Genomic DNA, 25627 nt, shown 5'->3' with positions numbered 1-25627 from the left:
GCGACGCGGAGGAGCGACGGGACGGTCGGTGCACGGTCCGGGGCTCCCGGGACGAACCCCGGGCTGCGCCCGGCGCGGAAGAACGGGGACGAGGAGACCGGTCGGGCGTCCGTGACCGCGACAGGGGAATGCGCGTTCACCTGGCAGTGGGTGACCTTCACCCATCGGCCGCCGAGCGGCACGGCCCGCACGGCGCCGGGAGACGGGCGCCGACGTGTCGGGCCGGCCCGCACGCCCCCGGCGTCGAATCGTCCCAAGGAGGACCACCGTTGATGACGCAAGACCACCACGTGGCCCCGCCCCCCTCACCGCCGGACCGCTTCGGGGCCGCGCACGCGTACGCGCGTCACCGGCCCGGCGTGCCGCGGGAGGTGGCCGGCTTCCTCGCGGCGGCACTCGCCCCGGTCCCCCGCCCGGTACTGCTGGACCTGGGGACGGGGACGGGTCAAGTCCCCCTGGCCATGCTGGAGTCGATGTCCCCTGCCCATGTGTCCGTGGTGGACACGAGCGGGGAACGGACGCGTGCGGCGCTCGGCGCCCTGTTGCCGGAGCTGGGCGCGTCGCGTGTCACGGGGTTCACCGGCCGGGCGGAGGACTTCGGTCCGGTGGCCCCGGACCGTCGTCCGCATCTGATCACGTGCTGCCGCGCCTTCCACTGGATGGACCGGCCGGCCGTGCTGGCGATGGCCGACCGGGTGGCCGCTCCCCGCGCGGTCTTCGTGGTGATGGGCGACGGAAGTCTGTGGACGCACGGGGCCGACTGGACGCGGGCCCTGCGCGGGTTGATCCAGTCGTATCTGGGGCCGGTCCGTCGTGCCGGTACGACCGGCGTGTACGCGGAGCCCTCCCGCTCGTTCGACGAGGATCTGGCCGCCTCGGCGTTCGGCCGGGTGAGTGTGCACGAGTTCCCGGTGACGCGGGTGTGGACGCCGGAGGGGGTGCTGGGGCACCTCGCGACGACGTCGTACGCGGGACCGGCGCTCTTCGGTGACCGGCACGCCGCTTTCGAGGAGGACGCACGCCGGCTCCTCGGCACCCACGCCGCGCTCGGTCCGCTGACCGAGGAGAGCGTGTTCACCGTGCGTCTCGCCCGGCGGCCCGGAGACCTCGCGTGAGGGGCGAGGCTGCCGGGGAGCAGCCCACCTCCCGGCCCACCGCTCTGCCGGCCCGCGGGCCCCGGGCCCTCGCCGGGCACGGCGAGCACGTGCTGCCGGCCGGTCCGAGCCGGGGACGGGGCCAGGTGCCACGTTCCCGTCGCCCGGACGGTGGCGCGGTCCGGTTCGCACCGGCGGGCGCCGACCGGTCCACGGCCGGTCCCGAGCCCCGGCCCGCAGTTCCCGGGGACGCGGCGGAGATCGCGCGGCTGAAGTCGGTGTACGCGTCCGCCGAGCCGCTGTCGCCGGAGCGGCTCGCCACGACCCGGACCCTGCTGGCGGCCCGTCTCACCGCGGCCGGCAGTGCGGTGGCCTACGTGGTCGACGCCCCGGCCGGTGGCGGGCTGGCCAGTTGCGCGCTCGCGCTGGTCCACCCCGTGTTCCCGTCGCCCGACTCCCCCGAAGGACTCGCCGCGCACGTGGACGTCGTCGCCACCGAGCCCGCCCACCGGGGGCGCGGCCATGCCGGTGCGGCGCTGGGCGCACTGCTGCGGCACCTGGAGGAGCTGGGCGTCACGGAGTACGCGCTCCACACGGGAGGCGAACCGGTGTCGTTCTACGAGCGGTTCGGCTTCTTCCACGACGCTGCGCTGCTGCGGATGACCAGGGCCCCCGTACGGCGGCCGGTGGACTCCGCTGGTCTGTCGCCCGCCCAGTTCGCGGAGACGGTCATGCGGGCGACGGGGTTCGCCGGGCTGTACTTCACCGACGAGGACGGCAATCCCCTCCAGTTGCACGCGGTGTACTCCGCCTCTCACCCGTGGCAGGTTCCGGGCGGGACGATGGATCCGGGCGAACGCCCTTGGGGCACGGCCGTGCGGGAGTGCCGGGAGGAGACCGGGATCCTCGTGGACGGCCCGCCGCGCCGGCTCCTGGCCGCGGTCTACGGTCTGCCGGGCGCCCAGTGGCCGTACAGCACCTTCGGGTGCGTCTTCGACGGCGGGCGCCTCACCCGAGCCCAGATCGAGGCCGTCGTCCTCGATCCGGCGGAACACGACGAGGTGCGCGTACTCCCTCTGGAGGAGTGGCGGGAACACATGCCGGACGGTGACTACCGCAGGCTGCTGGCGATCGACGAGGCCCGGCGGTCGGGCGGGACGGCGTACTTCGACACCTGGGACTGGGAGGCGGAGTGAAGCGCGCCGTCCCGTCGTGTCCCCCGGCGGCCATGATCGTTCGCAGGGCGTGATCCGTCCGACGGACAGGGATCACTTCCCCCCGCACCAGAGAGACCGGTAACCGCCCCATGAACATCAGCACCCGTCCCGTCGTGAGCCGTGCGGCAGTCGCCGTCGCCTTCACAGCCGTCCTCTCCCTGGGGTCCGCGGCCGCGGCCGACGAGTCCCAGGGCTGGAAGGGCGAGGGCGGCCTCACTCTCACGGCCGACGAGAACAACAAGGTCGACGCGTACATCAGCCACGCCCGGCAGGCGGAACGCACCATCAGCGTCCAGGTGCGCACCGCCGCCGCGCTCTCGGGCGCGGAGATCATCGGCTTCGACCAGCGTCTGAAGTCGCCCGACTCGCTGAAGCGGAAGGTCGCCACCGCGCTCGTGGGTAAGTCCGGCAGCAATGTCGACACCGTGCTGGCCGGCATCACGGACGCGGTGCGCTACACCGTGCAGTGGCAGGACGCCGCCTACACCGTCGGCGTCGACGACGTCTCGAACACGCTCGACGCCTTCGGCAACGACAGCACCAAGTGGTCGAACACCTGGGGCAGCGCGAACGGCTACAAGGGCCTCAACACCGGTTGGCGGGCCCCTCGTTCGGGGCAGCTGTTCGAAATCCAGTTCCACACGCCCGCCAGCAAGCACGCTCAGGAGGCCACCCACAAGCTGTACGAGGAGCAGCGGCTGCCCTCCACCAGCGCGGCGCGCAAGCAGCAGCTGCAGCGCGAGCAGGACGCCATCTTCGGCGCCGTTCCCGTGCCGAGCGGTGCCGAGTCCCTCACCGCCCCCGGCGCGGTACGGACGCTGCCGGCGCCCGCGTAACGCACCTGGTGGGTCCGTCGCGTCCTCGCGGCGGACCCACCGTCCCGGCGCCGGGGCGCGGCTGAGGGGCCGGGCGCGGGACCACCGGCGCCGCGGTCGGCCCCGGGGCTCACACCGCGAAGCCGTTGACCCGCTCCGGTGCGACCCGGACGATCAGCCGCTTCCTTGCCGCGCTTTCGAAAGCCAGGTCCTCGCCCGCTCGACGGTGGCGGGGTCGAAGCCTTTGAACGACGTCGTGTCCGGTGACAACCGCGCACCGGCTCGAAACCTTCCCCGGATCCGCCTGAGGCAGGGACTCCGGGGGTCAGGCCTCCGTGGCCGCCGCGAGTGAACGGGGGCGCAGGTCGGTCCAGTTGGTCTCGACGTACTCCAGGCAGGCTTCCCTGGTGCTCTCCTCGTGGGCGATGACCCATCCCCCGGGCACGTCGGCGAAGGACGGCCAGAGCGAGTGCTGGCCCTCGTCGTTCACCAGGACCAGGAAGCGGCCTTCGGGGTCGTCGAACGGATTGGTGCTCATGGTGTCAGCGCCTCCTCGGCGGACCGGCCGGGTGGCCGTGTCGGGCGGGTGGGGCGCGGTCCGACCGCCGCCCACCCGGAGCGAAATCATCAGGTTAGGCTAACCTAATCAACGTTGAGCCTAGCCTTTCGACTTCCCTCTCACAAGGAGACGTTGATGCTTCCCGTGACCGAACCCCTCCGTACCGGGGACGGGGCGCGCCCGCCCGCGGACCCGCGCCCGGCGGACGTGACACAGGACGCGGACCTCACCGGTTTCGCGCGCTTTGGACTGCCCGGAAGGCCGGGGAGCGAGGAGTTCTGGGCGTCGGCGCGCAGTCCCCTTCCGGTGCCGGGCCCCGACGGCGGCTGGACGGTCCTCTTCCTGTGGCGCGGTTCCCCCGCGAGCCTCGCCTTCGAGAGCTGGTCGGAGCCGGTCCCGCTGCGCCGTTTCGCCGACACGGACTGCTGGTACGCCGAGGTGGCGATGCCCGCGCGGCTGCGGGTGACGTACCAGCTCCTCGCGGAGGACGGGGTGTACGCCGATCCGCTCAACCCGGCGGGCGCCGGCGGCGACCGCTCGCTGGCCGCGACTCCGGACGCCCCGCCCCAGCCGCACTGGCCCCTCGTCGGCGCGGACGACGTCCTGCCCCTTCCGCGTACACGGCTGCGCTGGGCGGGCGGGCGGCTCGGCGGGCGGCGCACCGTGCGGGTGTATCCGGTGGGCGGTGGCGGGCCGCTGGTGCTGCTGCTGGACGGGGACGACTGGCTCCATCTGCACCCGGCCACGACCGCGTTCGACTCGGCGGTGGCCGCCGGCGAGATGCCCCCGGTGACCCTGGTCTTCCTGCCGGTGAAGGACCGGGAAGCGGAGTTCGGGTGCCGGCCCGAACTCTGGGAGGCGGTCCGCGACGAGCTGCTGCCGCTGGTGGCGGAGTCCGGTGTGCCCGCCGACCCGGGCAGGCTGGTGGCGGTCGGCCAGAGCCTCGGCGGGCTGAGCGCTCTTTACGCGGCGCTGGACTTCCCGGACCTGGTGTCCCGGGTCGCCGTGCAGTCGGGTTCGTTCTGGTGGTCCCCCGACGCCGTGCGTGCGGCGGATCCGCTGGGCGGGGCGCCCGGGGGCGCCCTGGCCGCACGGCTGCGGGAGCATCCCGAACTGTCCGGGCTGCGCGTCGCGTTCGACGTGGGGGAACACGAGACGCGGATGCTCCCGCACTGCGAGGTGGTCGAATCGCTGACCGAGGCCGCCGGGGCGACCGTACGGGTCTCCCGGTCGCCCTCGGGTCACGACCGGGTGGGCTGGCGGCACGCCCTGCTCAGGGATGTCGCCTGGGCGCTGGGCTGAACGCCCCGTGCCCGGGCAGACCGCCCGGGCACGGGAGAGTCACCGCGCCACGGCCCGGCAGTACGCCTCGTCGGTGGCGAGGAGGTGGCGGTGGGTGGCCTCGGCGGTGATCACGCCGTCGTCCAGGACGAGCACCCGGTCGGCGGCGTCGAGCAGCGCCGGGCTGCTGGTGAGCACGAGGGTGGTGCGGCCCCGGCGCAGCTCGGCGACCTTGCGGGCGACGAGTTGTTCGGTGACCGCGTCGACGGCCGTGGTCGGGTCGTGCAGGACCAGAATGTCGCTGTCGGCGGCCAGGGCGCGGGCCAGGGAGAGCCGTTGGCGCTGTCCTCCGGAGAGGTTGGCGCCCCGGTCGCGGACGACGTGGTCGAGCCCTTCGCGGTGCAGGGCGACGACGTCGGTCAGCAGGGACGCCTCGACGGCCTCGGGGATCATGTGGCTGGTTCCGGAGGGGTCGATGTTGGTGCGCAGGGTGCCGGCGAAGATCTCCCCGTCGTACGGGTTCACCAGCATGTGCGCGCGTACCGCCTCGGCCGGCAGGTCGCCGATCTGCTGGCCGCCGAGGCGCACCACGCCCTCGTACGCGTGGGGTGGCACGTTCAGGGCCAGGATCGCCGCGAACTCGGCCGCCGCGCGCGGCTGGTAGGCGGCGATGGCGACGAACTCCCCCGCCGCAACCTGGAGTTTCAGCTCGCGCAGTGAACCGTGGCACACGCGGTCGATCTCCAGGTCGCCGCCCGGCTCGGGGCTTCCCGTGCCCGGGGCGGAGACCGGCGGGGCGTCCAGGACCAGGGCCATCCGGCGGGCCGAGGCGCGGGCCATCATCACGTACTTCGGCATCTCCGAGAAGAGCTTCAGCGGTTCCATGATGAACTGCGCCAGGCCCACCGCCATCACGAGTTCCCCGATGGTGATCCGGTGGTCGAAGGCGAGCCAGCCCGCCGCCAGCGTCACGACGGTGGCGAGCAGAGCGTTGAGGGCAAGCGAGGCGCCCGCGTAGGTGCCGTTCACCCGGGCGACGGTGATCGCCTGCTGCTTCGCCTCCGTGCTGACCTTCCGGTACGAGCGGAACGCGGCATGGTTGCCGCCGAAGCCGTGCAGCGGGCGCAGGCCGGTGATCAGGTCGGCGACCTTCGCACCGGCCCGGGCCACCCGGGCCTGCTGTTCCTGGGTGCTCGCGCCGATCCGCTTCGACATCACGCCGAGGACGGAGAGGATCGCGACGGCTCCCACGAAGACCAGCAGGCCGAGCCGCGGGTCGGCGAGTCCGAGCGCGGTGCCCACGACGAGAATGGCGACGACCGAGCTGGCCAGCAGCGGCACCACCTCGATGATGTCGGCGGTCTGGTCGGCGTCCTCGGTGGCGATGGTCAGAACCTCGCCGGACTTCAGGTCCATGTCCCGGGCCACCGGCTGGAGTCCCGAGGCCGCGACGCGGACCCGCCAGTGGTGCGCCTCGGTCGTGTTGGCCTTCTGCAGGATGCGCATACCGAACCGCCAGGACAGCGACACGGTCGTGATGATCACGGCCAGCGCGCCCACCGACAGCAGCAGTTTGCCGATGCTCCGTTCCTGCATGGTGTGCTCGACGATGAGGCCGAGCGCGATCGGGAACGCCGTCTCTCCGGCCTGGTAAAGACCCATGAGGACGGTGCCCCAGGCCATGGCGCCGAGGTTGCGACGCAGGGCGGACCGCAGGATGTCGGCGCCCTGGCGGGGCCGCTGGGTGTCAGCTGTTGTCTTCAAGGTGGCGCGCAATCGCTTCCGGGGTTCGCAGGGTGAGCAGATCACGGATGGTGATCACGGGTCCGTACTCCCGGCGGAGCAGCCCGATCAGCCGCACCGCCAGCATGGAGTGTCCCCCGAGGGACACGAAATCACTTACCGCGCTGACCTCGTCGTCGTCCAGGTCCAGTGCCTCGGCGAAGAACTCGCGGACCAGGGTTTCGGTCTCGCCCTCGGGGGCGCGTTCGCCGGCCGTGGTGAGGACGCCGAGCGGCTTGGCCTCGGGCAGGGCCTTGGTGTCGGCCTTGCCGTTGACGGTCAGCGGGATGGCGTCGACCCGTGCGTAGTGGGTGGGGCGCAGGAAGTCCGGCAGGCCGGCGCCCACCTCGGCTGCGACCGCGGCGAGGTCCGCGCCGTCGGGGCCCTCGGGGCCGTCGAGCACCAGGTACGCGGCCAGCCGGTGGGCTCCGTCGACCTGGGGGTCGGGCTGGGCGACCGCGGCGACGAACCGCACCGCCGGGTGCGCGGCGAACGCGGCCTCCACCTCGCCGAGTTCGACCCGGTGGCCGCGGATCTTGACCTGCTGGTCGGTGCGGCCCAGGTATGCCAGGTTTCCGTCGGGCCGCCGGATCACCAGGTCCCCGGTGCGGTACATCCGGGTACCGGGCTCGCCGAACGGGCAGGCGACGAAGCGGTGCGCGGTCTGGGCGGTCTGTCCGAGGTAGCCGCGGGCGATGCCGACGCCGCTCACGTACAGCTCGCCGGGGACGCCGTCCGGCAGGGGGCGCAGCCACGGGTCGAGTACGTACACCTCGGTGTTGTCGATCGGGACGCCCACCACCGGGTCCTGGCATTCGAAGGTGCCGACGCCGAGGGTGTTGATGGTGTACTCGGTGGGCCCGTAGAGGTTGTAGCCGGCGGTGCCCTCCGTGACGGCCAGGCGCTGCCAGAGTGCGGGGGTGACGGCCTCGCCGCCCAGCAGGACCAGCGCGGGGCGGTGCGCGGGGTCGTCGAGCAGGCCTTCGGCGACCAGTTGCTGGGCGTAGGTCGGGGTCACGTTGATGACGTCGATGCCGTGTTCGAGGCAGTGGGCGACGAGCCGGGGGGCGTCGCGGCGCAGTTCCTCGTCGCAGATGTGCACCTCGTGGCCGTCCGCGAGCCAGAGGAGTTCCTCCCACGACATGTCGAAGGCGAACGACACGGTGTGGGCGATCTTGAAGGTCCGGTGGCCGTGTTCGGCGAGGACCGGCTCGAAGATGCGGCGCTGGTGGTTGATCAGCATGTTGGTGAGGCCGGCGTACTCGGTCACCACACCCTTGGGCTTCCCGGTCGATCCGGAGGTGTGGATGGTGTACGCGGGGTGGCGCAGGCGGTCCGGGTCGTCGGGCGTGAAGGTGACGAAGGGGTCCGCGTCGGGCAGCGGGCGGTCGAGCTCGATCAGTTCGCCGGTCAGCCGGGGCGCGACGGCGCTCACGGTGAGGATGACCTCGGGCCGGGCGTCGGCGACGATCGCGGCGATCCGCTCGTCGGGGTGGTCGAGCTCCAGGGGTACGTACGCGGCGCCGGTGCGCAGCACGGCGAAGAGCGCCACGATCGAGTCGAGGGAGCGCGGGAGGGCAAGGCCGACGGTGGTCTCCGTGCCGATGCCACGCGCGGCGAGCACGCCGGCGACCGCGCGGCTGCGGTCCCTGAGTTCGGCGAAGGTCATCGTGGCGCCGTGGGCGACGAGCGCGGTCCGCTCCGGGTCGCGGTCGGCGGCCCGGTCGAACCGGTCCACGACGGTGTCCGTGCCGATGTCGGTACGTTCGGCGGGCGCGGGCTCGTCCCCGAGGCCGGGGAGCGCGGCAAGGGGGCCGGTGGAGCGGGCCAGGGCGTCGAGTACGCGCAGGTAACCGGTCAGCAGGCGGCGGGCGCCGGCGGTGTCGTCGTCGCGGTGTTCCAGCTTGACGGTGAGGCGGTCGCCGGGGGTGACGACCCAGGTGAAGGGGTAGTGGGTCGAGTCGTCGGCCTTGACCGAGGTGATGCCGTGCCGGGTGTTCATCGCGGCGAACGCATCCATGTCCAGGAAGTTCTGGAGCACGAAGAGGTTGTCGAAGAGGGTGTCGTGTCCGGCGGCCCGCTGGATCTCGCCGAGCCCCAGGTGTTCGTGTTCCATGGCCTCGACGCGGGCCCGCTGGACGGCGGTGAGGTACTCACCCGCGGTGTCGTCCGGGCGGGGCCGGGTCCACTGGGGCACGGTGTTGAGGAGTACGCCGACGATGCCGGAAGTGCCCTCGCCCTCGCGGCCGGAGACGGTGACGCCGAACACGGCGTCGGTGCGGCCGGTGTGCGCCCCGAGCAGCAGGCCGAAGGCGCCGGTCAGCACGGAGTTGAGGGTGACGCCGTGGGTCCTGGCAGCCTCGCGCAGGAGGTCGGACTCCTCGGTGGTGAGGGTGTGGGTGAGGGCGCGGGGCAGCTCGTCCGGGAGGGACGGGATTGGTCCGGCGAGCAGGGTCGGGCCGGTGAGGCCGGCCAGGTGGCCGGCCCAGAAGCGGGTGGAGACGGCGGGGTCCTTGGCGGCGAGCGCGCGGGCGTGGTCCTCGAAGGCGGGGGTGGCCGGTGCCGGGTCGAGTGGTTCGCCCGCGAGGATCGCCCGGTAGGCGTCGAAGAGGTCGCGCAGCACGATTTCGCGGGACCAGCCGTCCCAGAGCAGCAGGTGGTAGCTGAGCAGCAGGCCGTCGCGGTCGTCGGGCAGGCGCACCACGGTGAGCCGGATCAGTGGCGGTTCGCCTGGGTCGAATCCGGTGTCGCGGTCCCGGACGCGCAGGGCGTCGGTCTCGGCCTCGGAGCCGAGGGTGACGGTACGGACGGGGACGCGCCGGCCCGCGGCGAGGACCTGGACGGGGTTGCCGTCGTCGTCGGTGGTGAAGCCCGCGCCGACGACGGGGTGGCGGGCGATCACGTGGGCCATCGCTTCGGCGAGCGCGTCGGTGTCCAGGCGCCGGTCGAAGGTGAACCAGCTCTGGGCGACGTAGTGTCCGGCGGTGCCCGCCAGCTGGGCCTGGAAGTAGAGGCCGCGCTGGAGCGGGGTGACCGGTGCGGTGCGTTCGGCGGTCGCGGAGGCGTCCGCGATCTCATCCAGTGCGCGGCGCCAGTGGTCGGTGATCGTGTCGGGGATGCCGTCGGCGAGGGTGAATTCGGCGTGCAGGCTGCCGGTGGCGCTGTCGGTCCAGGCGTTGACCTCGACGGCGTACGGGCTGCCCTCGTCCCCCGCTGTGAGGCGGAGCGCCTCGGACTCGCTCCCCCGGCCCAGGTAGTTGAAGAGCACCTGAGGGTGCGGACGGGCGCTCAGGAGCGGTCCGGTCTGCGGGTTGAGGTGGCGGAGCAGGCCGTAGCCGAGGTGCCCGTCCTCGTCGGGCCTGCGTGTCGCGGCCTCGCGGGCTGCGGCGACGGGGTCGGTGTGCGCGGTGAGACGTACAGGCGCGATCGCGGTGAACCAGCCGACCGTACGGGAGTAGTCGTGGTGGTCGCGGGCGGGCACGCGGCCGTGGTGTTCCAGCTCGATCGCCAGATCGGTGGGCTCGCTCTGGATCCGGGTCAGCGCGGTGCGGAGCGCGCCGACGAGCAGTTCGGTGAGACCGATGCCGAGGGCGGCGGGTGCGGTGCGGGTGACCAGGTCGGCGGTCTTTGCCGGGAGGACGGTGGTGATCTCGCGCAGGGCCGCGGCCGGGGGCAGCGGGGCGGGTGCCCCGAGTGTGGTGAGCCAGTGCCCGAGGCCCTCGACCGCTTCGGCTTCGGCGGAGCGGACGGTCAGCGCTTCGGCGTACTCGGCGAAGGAGGTGGTCGTCGGCGCCGGGGTCTCGCCGCGCAGGGCGGCGGCCAGGTCCTCCAGCAGGATCAGCCAGGAGACGGCGTCGACGCTCAGGTGGTGGGCGGTGACCACGACGGTGCGGGTCTCCCCGATCCAGGAGAACGCGACGACGTGACCGGCCGAGGGGTCGAGCCCCGCGGCAGCCTCGTTCGCTGCCGCGGTCGGGTCGGTGGTGTCCGGGAGCAGGACGGTGGCCCCGCGGGGTGGTTCGGTGGCCAGGGACCAGACCCCGTGGTCGGCGCGGAGCCGCAGCCGGAGGGCCGGGTGGGCGGCCAGCAGGGTGTCGGCGGCGCGTCGGACGTCGGCGGGCGTGGTGGTGTCGGGCGCGGTCAGGGCACGGGCCTGGGCGAACCGGTCCAGGGAGCCGCCCAGTTCGCGCTGGCGCAGGACGATCGGGGTCGGGTGGACCGGCCCGTCCTGCGGGCGGGCGGGCTCGGGCACGGCGGGGAGCAGCGGGGTCCGGGTGTCCAGGTGTGCGGCGAGCGCGCGCGGGGTGCGGTGGAGGAAGACGTCCCGGGGCGCGATGGCCAGGCCGAGCGCCCTGGCCCGGTTGATCACGGTGATGGCGACGATGCTGTCACCGCCGGCCGTGAAGAAGTCGGTGTCGCCGTCGACGTCCGGCCCGGGCAGGGAGTCGGCGAAGATGGTGACGAGCGCGTCGAGCGCGGGGCCGCTCGCGGCCACCGGGGTGTCGTCCTTGGCGGCGCTCTCGGTCAGGGCCTTGCGGTCCAGCTTGCCGTTGACCGTCAGTGGCAGGGCGTCGACGCCCAGGATCCGGCCGGGCACCATGTGCGCGGGCAGCTTCGTGGAGAGCAGGCGGCCGAGGTCCGCGGGCGCACGGCCCACCACGTGGGCGACCAAGTGGTCGCCGGTGTCCGCGGGGGTGACGGCGGCATCGGTGATGCCGTCGAGCTCCCTGAGCGCGGTTTCCACTTCGCCGAGTTCGATACGGAAGCCCTTCAGCTGGACCTGGTCATCGGCGCGGCCCACGAACTCCAGCTCTCCGCCGAGGGTACGGCGGGCGAGGTCGCCGGTGTGGTACATCCGGGAGCCGTCGCCGACGAACGGGTCGGCGACGAACCGGCCGGCGGTGAGTCCGGGCCGGCCGAGGTAGCCGAGCGAGACCTGGTCACCGGCGACGTAGATGGCGCCCACCCGGCCGGGCGGCACCGGGCGGAGCCGGTCGTCGAGAAGGTGGGTGGTGAGGCCGGGGATCGGGCCTCCGATGGGGCTGGTGCCGTCGGCGCCGAAGTCCTCGTCGGTGAGCACCCGGTGGGTGACGTGGACGGTGGTCTCGGTGATCCCGTACATGTTGACCAGTTCGGGCGTGGTGGTGCCGTGCCGCCCGGCCCAGCCGCGCAGCCGGCCGAGGTCGAGGGCCTCGCCGCCGAAGATGATCCGGCGCAGCGCGGTGGCCGGTTCCCCGGCATGCCGGTCGGCCTCGGTGAACTGGTAGAAGGCGGAGGGGGTCTGGTTGAGGACCGTCACCCCGCGTTCGCGCACCAGCCGGTGGAAATCGACCGGGGAGCGCGTCAACGCGTACTCGGGAAGCAGCAGTTCACCACCGTGCGCGAGTGCGCCCCACAGCTCCCAGACGGCGAAGTCGAAGGAGTAGGAGTGGAATTGGACCCAGACGTCGTCGGGTCCGAAGTCCATGGCGGGCCCGGTGTTCGCGAGGAGGGTCACCACACTGGAGTGCGGAACGACGACGCCCTTGGGGCGGCCGGTCGACCCGGAGGTGTAGATGACGTACGCGGGGTCGTGCGGGGCGGCCTCGGTCCGTGAGCCGTCCCAAGCGGGCGGGTCGGTGCGCGGCGGCTCCTCCCCCAGCACCAGCAGACGGGCCGTGTCGTCCGCGGTTCGGCCGAGCAGTCCGGTGAAACGGTCCCGCTGGCCGGGGCCGACGAGGACGACCTGCGGGGCGGCGTCGGTGAGAACGTGCTCCAGGCGGTCGTCCGGGTACGCCAGGTCCAGGGGTACGTACGCTCCTCCGGCGGTGACGACGGCGACCAGGGCCACCACCTGTTCCACCGAGCGCGGGACGGCGACGGCGACGCGGGTGCCGGGACGGACTCCGGCGGCGCGCAGTACGGGGACCAACGCATCCCGTGCGGAGGCGAGTTCACCGTAACTGAGGGAGCGGGTGGTGCCGTCGAGGGCGCATTCGGTGACGGCGACGGCGGTCGGGTCGCGGCGTGCGGCGGCGTCGAAGAGTCCGCCGAGCGTCGCCGGGGCCGTGGGTGCGGCGGGCCGGCGCTCGGGGCGTGCCAGATCACGGACCGGGGCGTCGGGGCGGGCGAGCAGGGCGGTGAGGGTGCGGGTGAAGGTGCGCAGGATCTCCCGGGCGCCCGTCTCCCGGAGCAGTTCGCGGTCGTGGATGAGGTTGAAACGGGTGCGTCCGCCGGAGGTGCGTTCGACGACGAGTGTCAGGGGGTAGTGCGGGGCGCCCTCGTTCTCGATGGCGGTGATGGCGAGTTCGTCGCCGGGGGTGTGCAGCGCGTCCACGTCGGTCGCCACGTCGAACACCACCAGGGTGTCGAAGAGGGTGCCGTGGCCGGACAGACGGCCGGTCCGCGCGAGGGAGACGTGGTTGTGCGGCAGGACCGCGCTCTGGTGCTCGCGGACGGCGGCGAGCAGTTCACCGGCCGTCGTGGTGGCGGACCAACGGGCGCGCACCGGGACGGTGTTGATGAAAAGGCCGACCATGTCCTCGATGCCGGGGACGTCCGCGTCGCGGCCGGACACGGTGGAGCCGAACACCACGTCCGTGCCGTGCAGGATGCCGCCCAGGGTCAGCGCCCAGGCGCTGTGCACGGCCACGCTCAGGGGCACGCCGGCCGACCGGGCGGCGGCGTCGATGTCCATGCCGAGGTCCGTGCCCTCTTCGACGGTGTCGGCGAACCGGTCGGAGGGGGTGTGCCCTGCGGCGACCAGGGAGGGTCCGGGAAGCGCGGCGAGCTCCTCCCGCCAGACCCGGTCGCTCTCCTCCTCGTCGCGTCCGGCGAGGAACCGGACGTAGTCGGGGAATCCACCGATCCGGTACACCGTGCCGGGCGCGCGGTACTCGGCCAGCAGCGCGCGGAGCATCGGCGGCACCGACCAGCCGTCGGCGACGATGTGGTGCACGGTCTGCACCAGGACGGTCCGGCCGGAGCCGGCGCGGATCAGGGTGTAGCGCATCAACGGGCCGGTGGCCAAGTCGAATCCTGCGCGGCGGTCCCGCTCGGCGAGATCGCGGATCTCGGCGTCCGTGATGCCGGGCCGCTCCAGCACCGTGAAGGGCGCGCGTACTCCGCTTTCCAGGACGGAGACGACACGGCCGTCCTGGAGGGCGGTGAACCGTGCGGCGAGGTTCGGATGGAGCGAGAGCAGCCGGGTGGCGGCCGCCGAGAGCCGCTCGGTGTCCACCTCGCCTTCGAGGGTGAGCAGTTGCTGCTCGACGTAGGCGCCCGCCGAGTCGTCGTCGAAGACGGAGTGGAAGTAGAGGCCTTCCTGGAGCGGGGTCAGCGGCAGGACGTCGCGCAGCGCCGGTCCGTCCAGGGCGTCGACGTCGGCCTGGGTGAGGGGCACCAGGGGGAAGTCGCTGGGGGTGTGGCCGCCCTGCTGGAGTCCGGCCAGGCCGGTCAGCGCCTCACGCAGATAGGTGCCGAGGGTGTCGATGTCCTCGTCGGTGAACATGCCCTCGGGCCAGGAGAGGGTGGTGGCGAGTTCGTACCCGCCGGTGGCGGAGGCTTCCGCGATCGCGTTGAACTCCAGGGCGCGCGGCAGGCTCATCCGCGGGTCGCGGCGTTCGCCGAGCTGTCCGGTGCTGCCGGCGAGACGCCAGTCTCCGGAGGTCTCGGCGTCGAAGCGGCCGAGGTAGTTGAAGAGCACCTGGGGTGCGGGTGCGTCGGACACGGTGCCGGTCAGGTGGCGCAGTACGCCGTAGGAGAGGCCGCCCGACGGGACCCGGGCGAGGTCCTCCTTGACCGCCTTGAGCGCGGTGGCGAGGTAGCCGGGTGCCGTGAGGTCCCCGGCGGCGCCCGGGTCCACGGTCACCGGGAAGAGGGTGGTGAACCAGCCGACCGTACGGGAGAGGTCGGGCTCGGAGCCGGTGACGAAGCGTCCTTCACGGCCGTGGCCCTCCAGTTCGACGTGCGCGAACGTCTGGTCCTGTCCGAGGTCGCGGCGCCACCGGGCGAGGGTGACGGCGAGCGCGGTGAGCAGGACGTCGTTGACGCCCGCGTGGAACTTCGCGGGGACGTCGCCGAGCAGCGCGGCGGTCGTGTCGGGGCCGATCACGACGGTCCGGGTGCGTTCCCGGTCGACGGTGTCGGTCCCTGACCGCTCCCGGCGGCCGACCGGTCCGTCCGTTCCCGGCAGGGGGCGCGCGTAGTACGCGAGGTCCGCGTCGAAGTCGGTTTCCGCGAGGAGTTCGGTCCAGTGCCGGAAGGAGGTGCGTACCGGGGGAAGTGCGACCGGTGTGCCGGTGGACCACTGGCGCCAGGCCGTGGCCAGGTCGTCCATCAGGACACGCCAGGACACGCCGTCGACCACCACGTGGTGGACGACGAGGACGAGTTGGTGGGCGGCGCGGCGCCAGACAGCGCGGAGCATCACTCCTTCGTCGGGGGCGAGCGCTTCGGTGGCGAGGGTGACGCACTCCTCCAGTGGCAGGTCGCTCTCCTGCCAGCCGGCGACGGCTCCGTCCGTTCCGGGGACGTCGAAGCTCCACCGGTCGCCGCGTACCAGCCGGGCACGGAGCATGTCGTGGCGGTGGAGCACGGCGGTGAGGATCTCGTCGAGAGCCTCGGCGGTCAGTCCGGCCGGCACGTTCAGCACCACCGACTGCACGAATCCGTCGACGGCGTCGGTGGTTCCGCCGAGCCAGCGCAGGATGGGCGATCCGGTGACCTCGCCGGTGGCGACGTCGCGCCGCCGGGGTGCGGACAGGTCCTCGCGGCTCGCCACTGCGGCCAGTGCTCCGACGACGCTGTGGGTGAAGATCTGCCGTGCGGTGACGTGGAGGCCCACCTCGCGCAGCGCGCTCAGCAGGGAGATGGCGAGGATGCTGTCGCCGCCGAGGCGGAAGAAGTCCTGGTCGACGCCGACCTGGTCCAGGCGGAGCAGGGTGGCGACCGCCGCGCAGACCGCTCGCTCCTCGTCCGTGGTGGGAGGGACGAAGGAGCCGGTCGCGAGGACGGGTTCGGGCAGGGCCGTGCGGTCGAGCTTGCCGTTCGCGGTGAGCGGGAACTCCTTCATCACGACCATGTGGGTGGGCACCATGTACTCCACCATGTGTTCTTCGGCCCAGGCCCTGACCTCGTCGCCCCGCAGGTCCTCGGAGCCGGAGGCGGGGATGACGTATCCCACCAGGTAGGTGCCGCCCGCCGTGTTCTTCTTCGCGACGACGCAGGTGTGCCGCACTCCGGGGTGTTCCGCCAGTCCGGCCTCCACGTCCTCGATCTCCAGCCGCATGCCGCGGATCTTGATCTGGTTGTCGGCGCGGCCGAGGAAGTCCAGTGAGCCGTCGGGGGCGTAGCGGGCGAGGTCTCCCGTGCGGTAGAGCCGGGAGCCGTCGTCGGCGAAGGGGTTGGCGACGAACCGGGATGCCGTGAGGCCGGGGGCGTTGACGTAGCCGCGTCCCAGGAGGAAGCCGCCGACGTAGAGTTCGCCGCCCACGCCGACGGGGACGGGGCGCAGTTCGTCGTCGAGGACGTACAGCCGGGTGTTGGGGTTGGCCTTGCCGATCGAGGTGGAGAGGCGTTCGGCCTCGCCGCGGTAGACGACGTGGGAGACGCCGATGGTCGTCTCGGCGGGGCCGTAGCCGTGGTAGAGGGGGATGTCGAGCTTGGTGCGGAAACGTTCGTACAGCTCGGGGGTGAGCACCTCGCCGCCGCACCACACGTGCCGCAGGCTGTCCAGCCGGCCGGAGTCGCCGGCCATCTCCAGCAGGACGTCCAGCATGGAGGAGACCAGGTAGGTGAAGGTGACGCGCTGTTCGGAGATCACGCCGAGCAGGTGGTGCGGGTCGCGTTCGCCGCCGGGTCGCAGGACCACGAGCCGGCCGCCGGTCACCAGGGGCAGGAAGATCTCGTTGATGGAGATGTCGAAGGAGAGCGGGGCCTTGAACAGCGAGGCGTCGTCGTGGCCGAAGCCGAGGATCTCGCGGCTCTGCCAGAGGAGGCGTTCGCTGATCGCCTCGTGCCGGATCATCGCGCCCTTGGGGCGTCCGGTCGAGCCGGAGGTGAAGATCACGTAGGCCAGGCCCTTGCCCGGCACGGGGACGAAGGCCCCGTCGGCGGGGTGGGAGCCGTGGGCCCAGTCTTCCAGGTCGACGGGGACGGAGTCCGGTTCGCCCTCGGGCGGTGTTCCGGAGTCGTCGAGCTGGAGGACGACCCGGGCGTCCTCGACGACGACGCCCCGGCGCGCGGCGGGCCACCGCGGGTCGAGCGGTACGAACGCACCGCCGGCCCGGAGCACCGCGAGCAGCCCGATCACCATCTCGGCCGACCGACCGAGCGAGATACCGACGACCTCCTCGGGGCCAAGGCCTCGCCGGATCAACTCGTGCGCCAACTGGCTGCTATAGGCGTCCACTTGACGGTAGGTCAAGGCGTGGTCCTCGTCGACGACCGCGACGGCGTCCGGCCGGGTGCGCACCTGCTCGCGGAACATCTCCACGAGGGTGGGACGGTCCCGTTCGGCGTCGGTGTCGTTCCACCGGGCCAGCAGGGCGGCCCGCGCGCCGGCGTCCGCGGCGCCGATCGTGCCGAGGGGCCGTTCGGGGAATTCGACCAGATCCTCCAGCGCGCTCCTCACGTCGGCCGGTTGGACTTCCTCGGGGACGGTGATGCTCCGGCCGTCCGCGCCGACCGTCCAGCCGGAAGCCCCGGTGCCCCCGTTGTGCACCCAGCCGAGGACGTCGGCGAAGAGCGTGCCGGGATGCAGGTCCATGCCTTCGGGACCGCGGCCCGTGGCCCAGTACGACAGACCGATGGCACAGGCCTCGGTGATGGTGGTGTCGGAGTAGTCACCGGTTCGCCGGCGGACGGCCGCCAGGCTCGCGGGAGACAGCGGCACGAGGTGGGCGTGGGGGTCCATCATCGAAGACTCATCGTCCCTTCCGGGTGGGAGAGTTGGCTCGGAGCGGCACGGTCCGGGCAGGGGTCGTCGGCCTGAGCCCGGCGTGTGCCGGGGCATGGTGGCGTCGTCGGTCCGCCGCGTCGCGGAGGTTCTGGGTTCGGGTGTGACCGTCCGGCGTGCGCGGACGGGTGGGTGGGAGACGGCGGGATCGGCCCGTCCGCGCTCGGCCCACCGATGAACCGGCGCCGCCGCGGACAGGCGTGATGGGGACTAACTTCCTTCGCGCCAGGCCCGCCACAGGCGTGCGTACCGGCCGTCCAGGGCGACCAGTTCCCGGTGGGTGCCCTGCTCGACCACGCGCCCGGCGTCCAGCACGGCGATCCGGTCCGCCGCCATCGCCTGGGTGAGCCGGTGGGCGACGAACAGGGTGGTCCGGCCCGCGCAGGCGGCGAGCACGGCGCGCTCCAGCTCTGCGGCGCCTTCGCTGCCCGCCTCGGCGGTCGACTCGTCGAGCACCACCACGGGTGCGCGACCCAGCATCAACCGCGCCAGGGCGATCTGGGCGACCTTGGTGCCGTCCAGCCGTTCGCCGCCCTCCCCGACCTGGGTGTACAGCCCGTCCGGCAGGGCGTCGAGCCAGTCCTTCGCGCCGACCGTGCGCAGCGCGTCGGTCAGTTCGGCGTCGGTGGCGGGCGGGGCGGCCAGCCGCAGGTCGTCGGCGAGCGGCCCGGAGAAGACGTGCGTCTCCTGCGTCAGGATGCTCACCAGGGCCCGGGCCCCGGCCTCGTCCAGGTCGGCGAGATCGGTCGGTCCGATCGACACGGAGCCGGACTGCGGGGTGCCGATGCCGGCGATCAGCGCGGCCAGTGTCGATTTGCCCGCGCCGGTCGCCCCGACCAGGGCGAGCGAGCCGCCGGCCGGGATCTTCAGGGTCACGTCCCGCAGGACGGGCTCCTCGGTGTCGGGGTACGCGAACGTCAGCCCCTCCACCGTCACCGGGTGCGGCACGGCCTTCGCCGGGGCGACCTCGGTGTCGCCGACCAGTCGGCCGTCGGCCTGCTCGCTCAGCACCCCGACGAGCCGGGTCAGGCTGGCGCCCGACTTCTGCGCCTCGTCGAAGGTGAACATGATGGAGCCGAGCGGGGTGAAGAGCCGGTGGAACATCAGTGGGGCGGACGCCACCTCGCCGAGGGTCGCGGCGTCGTTCTCCAGCAGGGCGTAGCCGACCAGGAGGATCAGGACCAGGCCGATGAACTCGGCACGGTTCTCCCGGCCGACGAACCGGCCGAAGAACCGGAAGACCTCGACGCCGAGTTCGCGTACCCGCCACGACTCGCCGGTGACCTTCTCGCGTACGGCACCCTCCAGGCGGTACGCCCGGACGGTGTCGATGCCGTTCAGGCCGCTGATCAGCGCCTGGGCGCGGTCCGCCTGGGCGGCCCGCTGCTTCTGGTAGAGCGGCGCGGACCTGGGGAGGTACCAGCGCAGCGCGAACGCGTAGGCGGGCAGGGCGCCGGCTCCGGCGAGACCGAGCCGCCAGTCCAGTCCGAACATGGCGGCCGTCGCGATGACGACCAGCACCCCGGCCGTGAACACCGTCGGGACGGCGGAGCGGATGCCCTTGGAGATCTGGGCGACGTCGTCGCCGACCCGGGAGAGCACGTCTCCGCGGCCGACCTGCTCGATACGGGCGCTCGGCATGCCCAGCACCGCGCGGACCGCACCCTCGCGCAGTCGTGCGAGGAGATCGGCACCGAGGCGTCCGATGAGATAGGTGGATCCGGCGGCGGCCACCGCGCCGAGCAGCGCGGCAGCCCCCATCAGGGCCCCGATCGTGACCAGGACCGAACGCGGCTCGCCGTCGACCACCCCGTCGACCACCCGGCCGAGCAGGAGTACCGGAAGCACCTGGAGGACCGCTCCGGCCACCGTGGTGAGCACCGTGGCGGCGGTCAGCAGGGGTACCTGCCGGCAGTGCGCCAGGAGCCACCGGGTAGCTTCTCCCCCGCCCGCCGTGCGCAGGGTCGCGGGGGCGGGGCGGGTCTCCGTGGCGCTCACCGGGAACCCCTGACGGTCCGTGCGGTGTGCGACGGGGCGGCCGGCATCACTGCTCGACCGACTTGACGAGCTCGTCGATGGCGTACGGCAGGGAGAGCAGGGTGCCCTGGGACATGGCCGCGCCGACTGCCGGGCCTTCGCTGTCCAGCAGGTACGAGACCTTGCCGTTCTTCACCGCGGAGAGATTGCCGAAGAGGTCGAACTTCTTCAGCGCGTCCTGGTCGGCCTTGTCGTTGATGACGAAGATACGGTCGACGTCGACGACGTCGATGCGCTCGGGCGACAACTGGGTGTAGAACTTGCCGCCTGCGGCCTTGTCGACCTCCGTCGCACCCTTGTAGCCGATGCCGGTGATGAGCCGTCCGCGCACGTCGGTGGTGGCGAACGGTGCGACCGAGCCCTCGTACCAGGAGAGCGCCACGGCGGTCTCCTTCGCGAACTCGGGGTGTGCGGCGGCCGCGGCGTCGAGCTTGTCCGAAATGCCCTTCACCAGCGCCTGGCCCTCGGTCTCCTTGCCGAGCGCCTTGGCGATGTGCACGGCGTTGTCCTGCCACGGAGCGCTGAACGGCTCCTTCTCGGCCTTGGTACGGCCCACCGTCGGCGCGATCTTGGAGAGCTTGTCGTAGGCGGCCTGGTCGATCTCGGAGTAGACCGCGATGATGAGGTCGGGCCGCAGGGCCGCGATCTTCTCGTAGTTGGGGCCCGCGTCACCGTTGCTCATGATGACCTCGGGACGGGTGTCGCCCCACTTGTCCTTCACCCAGGGCCACTGGGTGTTGATGTCGGGGGAGGTGCCCGCGGGGTTCGGGTACTGGTCGACCATGCCGACCGGCTTGATGCCGAGCGCCAGGATGGCCTGGTCGTCCGTGTAGCCGACGGAGACGACCCGCTGGGGAGCCTCGGTGATCTCCGTGGTCCCGAAGGCGTGCTCCACGGTGACCGGGAACGCGCCGGTCGCGGCGGCCGACGCACTGTCGCCCGCCTTCGCGTCCGGCTCGTCGGAGCCGCCGCATCCGGCGAGAAGACCCACGCCGAGGGCCGTGGCGGACAGGATCGCCGCCACCCGCCGCCAGGACTTCGTACCCGTCGTTCTCTGGAGGAGCATCCCGAATCCCTTGCTCTCGCGCCGGCCGCCTGCGCCCCGGTCACCGGGGCAGCCACACCGTATCCTGAAGAAGTGAGGCCAGCCTAGCCTAACCAAGGTATTTCCTGTGCCACGGAACCTAGTTGGACCGGACATGCGTGCGACCGATGGGCACGATGAGGGGCCGGTCGCCCACCGGATCCTCGATCACCTCGGCCCGCAGCCCGAACGCCTCGCGCAGCAGACCGGTGGTGATCACCTCGCGCGGGTGCCCCTGCGCCAGGATCGCCCCGTCCCGCATCACGATGAGATTGTCGCTGTAACGCGTCGCCAGATTGAGGTCGTGGAGCACCATGACGACCGTGCGGCCGGACTCGTGCAGATCGTCCACGAGGTCGAGCACGTCGATGGCGTGCGCCAGGTCCAGGTAGGTGGTCGGCTCGTCCAGCAGCAGCAGATCGGTGCCCTGGGCCAGGGTCATCGATATCCAGACGCGTTGCCGCTGCCCGCCGGAGAGCGAATCCACCGGACGGTCGGCGAGTTCGGACACCCCGGTCAGCGCCAGCGCGCGCGCCACCACGGCTGCGTCGTCGGAGGACCACTGCCGCAACCAGCTCTGGTGCGGATGGCGCCCCCGGGCGACCAGGTCGGCCACGGTCAGCCCTTCGGGGGCGACGGGCGCCTGCGGAAGGAGTCCCAGCTTCTTCGCCACGTCCCGGGTCCGGAGCCGGGCGATGTCCTCGCCGTCCAGGACGACCGTGCCGCTCGTCGGTCTGAGCAACCGGGTCAGGGTGCGCAACAGGGTCGACTTCCCGCAGCCGTTGGGGCCGATGATCGTGGTGACCACCCCGGACGGGATCGACACGTCGAGGTCGTCGATGACCACGCGTCCGCCGTATCCGACCGTCACTCCTCGTGCCGCCAGCCGGGCACGCTCCGGGGCCGTGGGCGCGGGAACCTTCCCGGGTCCGGCCGCCTCCGCGCCGGTCCCGCCCTCGGTTCCGGTCGCGTTTCCCGTGGTGCGGTGGGTGGTCATCTCTCCCCCGTCGTCCGTTGTCGTCATGTCAGCCCGTCTGCCGTCCGGCCAGATTCGCCCGCACCAGCAGGTACACCAGGAACGGTCCGCCGATCGCGGCGGTGACCACCCCGACGGGCAGCGCCATGGGCAGGGTCGTACGCGCGACCAGGTCGGAGCCGGTCAGCAGCAGCGCCCCCACCAGCCCGGACGCCACCATCGGCGGTGTCGGGCACTTGGCCAGACGCATCGCCACCTGTGGCGCGACCAGTGCCACGAAGGGGACCGGGCCGGCCGCGCTCACCGCCGCGGCGGCCAGCAGCACCGCGCAGAGCAGTAGCAGCGCCCGCACCCGTGTGTACCGGACGCCCAGCCCGGCGGCCACGTCGTCGCCGAGGTGCATCGGCTTGAACTGGAAGGCGGCGGTGGCCACCACCGCCAGGAGCACGAGGGTGCACCAGAGCGCCACCCGTACCTCGTCCCAGGACCGGTTGTCGAGCGAGCCGACCAGCCATGCCTGGGCGCGGGCCACGTCCCTGATGTCGGCCGTGACGAGCAGCCAGGTGGTCAGTGCCTCGGTCACGGCGCTCACCGAGATGCCGATGAGGATGAGCCGGAATCCGTCGATCCCCCGGCGCCAGGCCAGGAAGTAGACGAGCAGTCCGGTGGCGAGGCCGCCCGCGAGCGCGGCGGCGGAGAGGCCGACCGAGCTGACGACCGCAGTGGCGGCCCCGCCGGAGACCGTCACCAGGAACACCGCGACCGTGCCGGCGCCTCCGGTGATCCCCAGCACGTCGGGGCTGGCGAGCGGGTTGCGGGCGACGGACTGGGTGACGGCCCCGGAGACTCCGAGCGCGATGCCCACCACCAGCCCGGCCAGGGCCCTGGGCATCCGCAGGTCCATGATGACGAACTCGTCCACCCGCTCGCCGCCGCCGAAGACCGTGGCGATCACCCGGGGCAGTGCGATGGGGAAGTCCCCGACCGCGATGGAGAGGCAGAAGACGAAGAAGACGGCGACGGCCAGCACGAGCGTGACCGTGACGGTCCAGGGCCGCCAGACGAACGACACCCGGCCGATCCGCACACCGGGCACCGGGGAGGGCGACGGCTTCGCTCCGGTCCCGTTCACCGCTTCCGTCCCGCTCACAGCCTCTGCCCCGTTGACCGCTTCCGTCCCGCTCACGGACTCCGCCCCGTTCACCGCTTCCGTACCGCTCACGGACTCCGCCCCGTTCACGTGTTCTTGAACTTTCCGCGCCAGACCAGGACCGCGAAGAACGGCGCGCCGAGCAGGGCGACGACCACTCCCGCGGCCAGTTCCCCGGGGCGCACCACGAGGCGTCCGACGATGTCGCAGAGCAGCAGGACGACGGCGCCGAGGAGGCCCGCGTACGGCACCAGCCAGCGGTAGTCAGGACCGGTGAGGTAGCGGGCGACGTGGGCCACCATGAGTCCGAGGAAAGCGATGGGGCCGCACGCGGCGGTGGCCGCGCCGGCGAGCAGGGTGATGGCGAGGATGCCGACGGTCCGGCTGAAGGCGATGTTCACGCCCAGTCCGCGTGCCACGTCCTCGCCCAGGTTGAGCAGGTTGAGGGCGGGCAGGGTGGTCAGCGCGAGGCCCAGGCCGACCGCCATGAAGCCGGTCAGCGGCCAGATGGTGTCGAACCCGACCCCGGCGACGGACCCCGCGTTCCAGAATCGCAGCGCGTTCAGCGACTTCTGGTCGGAGAGGGCGACGGCCGTGGTCATCGCGGCGAGGAACACCGTGACGCCCTGGCCGGCCAGGGCGAGGGTCAGTGGGTTGCCCGCTCCCCGGCCCACGCTGGACAGGCCGAACACGACGACTCCGGCGACGGCTGCCCCGAGGAAGCCGAACCAGACGTAACCGAACGGATCGGTGAAGCCGAGCAGTCCGATGGCGGCCACCACGGCGAAGGAGGCACCGGAGTTCACGCCCAGCAGTCCGGTGTCCGCGATCGGGTTGCGCGTGTATCCCTGGATCAGCGATCCGCCGACGCCCAGGGCTATGCCCGCCACGATGGCGAGCACGGTGCGGGGCACCCGGACCGTGCGCACGATGAGCCTGATCTCGGTGAGCCGCCGGTCGGGGTCCGGCTCGGCGAACAGGCCGTGCCAGACCTCGGCGGGGCTCAGCGCGCGGGCGCCGACCGCCAGCGACGCGACCGCCGCCAGCACGACGATCAGCGCGAGCACGCCGAGGCCCACAACTCGTCTTCGACGAGCTTTCGTTGCTCCTCCGGGCGCGGGGAGCTCCACCGTAGTCGTGGTCATGTCGCCGTACGTTATCCCTTTGATCTTCCTTGCCCGCAAGGTGGTTGAACGGCCGGCGGGTGTCCGGCCGGCCGTCACGGGAACGGTCCACGTCGGGGCCGACCCTCCGGCCGGCCCCGAGCCCGGTTCAGCGGGACGCGCCGACGGCTTCCTCGACGGTCGCCCCGGCCTCGTCCGAGTCGGCCTTGATCCGCCGGTCGAGCAGCGAGTCCAGGATCTCGCCGACCCGGATCGCGGTGTTGGAGAGCAGCGACGAGGTGATGCCGTGGGTGTGTTCCGTACCGCCCTGCAGGTAGATGCCGCACCGCAGTGCGGGGTCGGTCTCGATGCGGTAGTCGCGCTCGACGCGGACGCGGCCGTGCTCGTCGGTGCGGCAGAGGTCCGCCGCCTCTCCGAGCAGGCCGAGGGGGTCGACGGGGCTGTAGCCGGTGGCGAGCACGACGACGTCGGCGTCCAGGGCGGTCTCCTCGCCCGTGACCAGGGACGTCACGGTGGCGCGGGCCTTCTCCGGTGTCTCCTCGACGCCCACGAGCCGGGACACGTTGAGGAAGCGCAGCCGCTCGGTTCCGAGCACCTTCTCCTGGTAGCTCTGCCGGTAGAGGTCGTCGATGAGGTCGATGTCGACCACGGAGTAGTTGGTGTTTCCGTGGTACCCCATCAGCCGCTGCTTGATCTCGTCGGGCGCGGCGAAGTACTCGTCGACGGCGCCGGGATTGAAGATCTGGTTGGCGAAGGCGCTGTCGTCCGCGGGGCTGTATCCGTACCGGGAGAAGACCGCGCAGATCTCGGCCTCGGGGAAGACGCGGTGCAGGTAGGCGACGTTCTCGGCGGCGCTCTGTCCGGCGCCCACGACGACGAACCGGGAGGGTGAAGTCCCCTCCAGTTCTCCGACCTTGGCGAGAAGGTCGGAGTTGTGCCACACCCGGTCGCCGCGCTGGACACCCTCGGGCAGGAGGGGGCGCAGCCCGGTGCCGATGACGAGGTTGCGGGCGCGATGGACGGAGAGTCCCTCCGCCGAGCGGACGGTCACGTCCAGGTGTTCGACGATTCCGTCCCGCACGGTGGGCCTGACGGAGACGACCTCGTGGCCGTAGGAGACCACGTCCTGGACCTGGGCGGCGGCCCACTCGAAGTAGTCGTGGAACTCCACCCGCAGCGGGAAGAGGTTCTTGTGGTTGATGAAGTCGATCAGCCGCCCCTTGCTCTTGAGGTAGCAGAGGAAGCTGAACTCGCTGGTGGGGTTCCGGAGGGTCACCAGGTCCTTGAGGAAGGACACCTGCATGGTCGCGTCGTCGATCAGCATGCCGCGGTGCCAGCCGAAGCGGGGCTGCTGCTCGAAGAAGCGGGCACTGACCGGCCGGCGTTCGCCGGCACCGGCGTTGTGCTCGCTGATCGCGATGGCCATGGCCACGTTGGACGGTCCGAAACCGATACCGATGAGGTCGTGGACCTGCGGGGCGTCGGCAGGAAGAACCGGTGACATGTCACTCCCATTCGTGCGGGGCAGCCGCTCATGGCATGGGGAAGGTGCGAGCGTCGGACACACCGACG

General features: G+C 72.2%; 13 protein-coding genes. 4 read left to right on the top strand and 9 right to left on the bottom strand.

Going from position 1 to position 25627, the window contains the following annotated elements; all coding sequences use genetic code 11:
- The first annotated feature begins 272 nt into the window (after window positions 1-272).
- The 3 genes from OHA55_RS34085 to OHA55_RS34075 all read left to right on the top strand — a co-directional run bounded on the left by OHA55_RS34085 (window position 273) and on the right by OHA55_RS34075 (window position 3147).
- On the top strand, window positions 273-1115 hold the full coding sequence (locus OHA55_RS34085) for a trans-aconitate 2-methyltransferase (RefSeq protein ID WP_266713933.1): 843 nt from the start codon (window positions 273-275) through the stop codon (window positions 1113-1115).
- A 125-nt stretch (window positions 1116-1240) separates the two neighbouring features.
- Window positions 1241-2290, top strand: a complete 1050-nt coding sequence (locus OHA55_RS34080; protein WP_266713931.1) for a GNAT family N-acetyltransferase — start codon at window positions 1241-1243, stop codon at window positions 2288-2290.
- A 110-nt stretch (window positions 2291-2400) separates the two neighbouring features.
- Window positions 2401-3147 (top strand): ATP nucleotide 3'-pyrophosphokinase, encoded by a 747-nt coding sequence (locus OHA55_RS34075; RefSeq protein ID WP_266713929.1) that lies wholly within the window; start codon window positions 2401-2403, stop codon window positions 3145-3147.
- Window positions 3148-3451: 304 nt separating this feature from the next.
- On the opposite strand, the gene OHA55_RS34070 is transcribed toward OHA55_RS34075, so the two are convergent.
- Window positions 3452-3664, bottom strand: coding sequence for an MbtH family protein (locus tag OHA55_RS34070; protein WP_266713927.1), 213 nt, complete (start codon window positions 3662-3664; stop codon window positions 3452-3454).
- A gap of 156 nt (window positions 3665-3820) precedes the next feature.
- Between OHA55_RS34070 and OHA55_RS34065 the strand changes: the two genes are divergently transcribed.
- The gene (locus OHA55_RS34065; protein WP_266713925.1) at window positions 3821-4987 is read left to right on the top strand and encodes an alpha/beta hydrolase-fold protein; all 1167 of its coding nucleotides are present in this window, start codon (window positions 3821-3823) and stop codon (window positions 4985-4987) included.
- Between the two features lie 39 nt (window positions 4988-5026).
- Here the strand turns inward: OHA55_RS34065 and OHA55_RS34060 are convergent, their stop codons facing one another.
- The 8 genes from OHA55_RS34060 to OHA55_RS34025 all read right to left on the bottom strand — a co-directional run bounded on the left by OHA55_RS34060 (window position 5027) and on the right by OHA55_RS34025 (window position 25559).
- Complete coding sequence (locus OHA55_RS34060; protein WP_266713923.1) at window positions 5027-6730, bottom strand: ABC transporter ATP-binding protein; 1704 nt, start codon at window positions 6728-6730, stop codon at window positions 5027-5029.
- Complete coding sequence (locus OHA55_RS34055; protein WP_266713920.1) at window positions 6714-17645, bottom strand: non-ribosomal peptide synthetase; 10932 nt, start codon at window positions 17643-17645, stop codon at window positions 6714-6716. Before OHA55_RS34055 ends, OHA55_RS34060 begins: the two co-directional genes overlap by 17 nt.
- Before the next feature lie 249 nt (window positions 17646-17894).
- The gene (locus tag OHA55_RS34050) at window positions 17895-19682 is read right to left on the bottom strand and encodes an ABC transporter ATP-binding protein (protein WP_266713918.1); all 1788 of its coding nucleotides are present in this window, start codon (window positions 19680-19682) and stop codon (window positions 17895-17897) included.
- Between the two features lie 46 nt (window positions 19683-19728).
- Window positions 19729-20787 (bottom strand): iron-siderophore ABC transporter substrate-binding protein, encoded by a 1059-nt coding sequence (locus tag OHA55_RS34045; protein WP_266713916.1) that lies wholly within the window; start codon window positions 20785-20787, stop codon window positions 19729-19731.
- A gap of 118 nt (window positions 20788-20905) precedes the next feature.
- The gene (locus OHA55_RS34040) at window positions 20906-21829 is read right to left on the bottom strand and encodes an ABC transporter ATP-binding protein (protein ID WP_266713914.1); all 924 of its coding nucleotides are present in this window, start codon (window positions 21827-21829) and stop codon (window positions 20906-20908) included.
- A 1-nt stretch (window position 21830) separates the two neighbouring features.
- Window positions 21831-22913: an iron chelate uptake ABC transporter family permease subunit gene (locus tag OHA55_RS34035; RefSeq protein WP_266713912.1), complete on the bottom strand. Its 1083-nt coding sequence runs from the start codon at window positions 22911-22913 to the stop codon at window positions 21831-21833.
- Between the two features lie 104 nt (window positions 22914-23017).
- On the bottom strand, window positions 23018-24076 hold the full coding sequence (locus tag OHA55_RS34030) for an iron ABC transporter permease (RefSeq protein WP_266713910.1): 1059 nt from the start codon (window positions 24074-24076) through the stop codon (window positions 23018-23020).
- 127 nt (window positions 24077-24203) lie between these two features.
- Window positions 24204-25559, bottom strand: a complete 1356-nt coding sequence (locus tag OHA55_RS34025) for a lysine N(6)-hydroxylase/L-ornithine N(5)-oxygenase family protein (RefSeq protein WP_266713908.1) — start codon at window positions 25557-25559, stop codon at window positions 24204-24206.
- Between the last annotated feature and the right edge of the window lie 68 nt (window positions 25560-25627).

Source organism: Streptomyces sp. NBC_00102 (assembly GCF_026343115.1).
Lineage (GTDB): Bacteria > Actinomycetota > Actinomycetes > Streptomycetales > Streptomycetaceae > Streptomyces.
The sequence above is the reverse complement of the archived record's forward strand: the minus strand, read 5'-3'. Positions and strand labels throughout refer to the sequence as shown.

Coding starts and splice junctions, on each gene's coding strand:
- OHA55_RS34085 (WP_266713933.1), top strand. CDS start 273: ATGACGCAAGACCACCACGTGGCCCCGCCCCCCTCACCGCCGGACCGC.
- OHA55_RS34075 (WP_266713929.1), top strand. CDS start 2,401: ATGAACATCAGCACCCGTCCCGTCGTGAGCCGTGCGGCAGTCGCCGTC.
- OHA55_RS34070 (WP_266713927.1), bottom strand. CDS start 3,664: ATGAGCACCAATCCGTTCGACGACCCCGAAGGCCGCTTCCTGGTCCTG.
- OHA55_RS34065 (WP_266713925.1), top strand. CDS start 3,821: ATGCTTCCCGTGACCGAACCCCTCCGTACCGGGGACGGGGCGCGCCCG.
- OHA55_RS34055 (WP_266713920.1), bottom strand. CDS start 17,645: ATGATGGACCCCCACGCCCACCTCGTGCCGCTGTCTCCCGCGAGCCTG.
- OHA55_RS34045 (WP_266713916.1), bottom strand. CDS start 20,787: ATGCTCCTCCAGAGAACGACGGGTACGAAGTCCTGGCGGCGGGTGGCG.
- OHA55_RS34040 (WP_266713914.1), bottom strand. CDS start 21,829: ATGACGACAACGGACGACGGGGGAGAGATGACCACCCACCGCACCACG.
- OHA55_RS34030 (WP_266713910.1), bottom strand. CDS start 24,076: ATGACCACGACTACGGTGGAGCTCCCCGCGCCCGGAGGAGCAACGAAA.
- OHA55_RS34025 (WP_266713908.1), bottom strand. CDS start 25,559: ATGTCACCGGTTCTTCCTGCCGACGCCCCGCAGGTCCACGACCTCATC.